The organism is Exiguobacterium sp. SRB7LM, from assembly GCF_015712685.1.
Lineage (GTDB): Bacteria > Bacillota > Bacilli > Exiguobacteriales > Exiguobacteriaceae > Exiguobacterium > Exiguobacterium profundum.
In genome coordinates, this window is the sequence record NZ_VWVR01000007.1 from 1 (window position 1) to 1,439 (window position 1,439).

The 1,439-nt window shown below is 56.8% G+C and carries 2 protein-coding genes; both read right to left on the bottom strand.

Annotated elements, in window-relative coordinates; translation table 11 throughout:
* Nucleotides 1-44 precede the first annotated feature (44 nt).
* Nucleotides 45-797, bottom strand: a complete 753-nt coding sequence (locus F3H97_RS14975) for a rolling circle replication-associated protein (protein ID WP_196431884.1) — start codon at nucleotides 795-797, stop codon at nucleotides 45-47.
* Between the two features lie 230 nt (nucleotides 798-1,027).
* On the bottom strand, nucleotides 1,028-1,354 hold the full coding sequence (locus F3H97_RS14980; RefSeq protein WP_196431885.1) for a hypothetical protein: 327 nt from the start codon (nucleotides 1,352-1,354) through the stop codon (nucleotides 1,028-1,030).
* Between the last annotated feature and the right edge of the window lie 85 nt (nucleotides 1,355-1,439).

Below are 1,439 nucleotides of genomic sequence, written 5' to 3' on the forward strand. Positions count from 1 at the left end.
TGCTCATTCTTACCCACCCTTACGCAGATGGGGTCACTTAATGCTTACCCGCCTAAGGGAGGATCGAGCCCGCCCTCCGCGTCATTACGGACAAAATCGGCCCTCACGACCGCTCGGGGGACGCCAGTTATCTTATCCTCTTTCAGAAGTCGCCAGTCGCTCTCTGAGTCGTTTCCACCTCGCACTCCGAGGTCGAGGTCGGCACTGCTTCCGTAGCGCCTGATACCGTCTGGTAGGCCTGTGAGAGCGTCCTTAGTCAGGTACTTTCCAACGTAGTGAGCGGCCTTCCGAACATCGTCGATAGCGCGAATATCCACGATCTCGCCGCCGCCCAGCTCGCCCCATGCTTCCGAGACGACCTTCTGGGGTAGATAGCGTGAGACGAGAGCATGAATGTGAGGTAATCCGCTTTCCTGTTCCTCGCGAACCCAGATAAAGCTAAAGTCCCCGATTTCCCGCTTCAGACGTGTTCTAAGCGCATTCCACCGATCGGTGATATGATGGTGCTGGCGCTCTTGGTTGTCCGGCGCTTTCGCCGGATCGAGTGTAAGAGTGAGTATCCGCGATAGTTCGGACCGTTCGGCCGTAATTCGCTGGATTTCCTCAATGAGATTCTGTCGCATACGGTAACCACAGGTGTAGCAGTCCCACGAATCACACCGATAGGGAGCCGTCTCCCCCTCCGGCCCCTCAAAATACATATCGTCGAAGGCCCCGGTGCAGTCGTACCGATCATTCTCGACGTTCTCGGCGTCTGTTGAGTTGTTCTTACCTAGGTCAAGTAAAGCACCGCTCACCGCGACCGCCCCCGCACCGCATGAAGATTTCCGGCTCCCGGCGGGAGCCGGCTTGGACCTCCCATACCCCGCCCACCTCCACGTACCTGCTCGCGGCGACTAAGCGCCGCTGCGCGGGCTTTCGCAACCGGCTGGTTAGCCTTAGACCCCTCCCGGAGTGTTTTTGCTTCCAGCGGGCGGAGGCATAGATGTACTAGGTCTGGGCCTCCGCCCAGTTTTCTTATGATCGCTTAGCTGCGCTGTTCGTATTCCTGGTTCAATCTCTTGGCCGCCCCGTTACGGGTCTTGTAGTATTTCGTTTCCTCGCCTTCAGCCGTTCGGACCGCATAGCTGTACTTTCCATTCGGTCGATACCACTTATCGGGAAAGCGGTCGAAAACGTCGCCCTCAGAGCCGCCTGAGTCGGATTTATTCGCTTCAGCCTCGTCTGTCTCTTTCACTTTCTCAGCGAGAAGCATTTGCGCAGTGCTTGAAACCGTCGTCATCCGCCGGTTTGACTCCTCTTCTAAGAAATCGGCTAACTGGTCGGACGCTACGAATGAGATAGTTTTGCTCATTCTTACCCACCCTTACGCAGATGGGGTCACTTAATGCTTACCCGCCTAAGGGAGGATCGAGCCCGCCCTCCGCGTCATTACGGAC

Bases quoted from the DNA above. Each gene is read 5' to 3' on its own strand.
- F3H97_RS14980 (WP_196431885.1), bottom strand. From the start codon at position 1,354: ATGAGCAAAACTATCTCATTCGTAGCGTCCGACCAGTTAGCCGATTTC.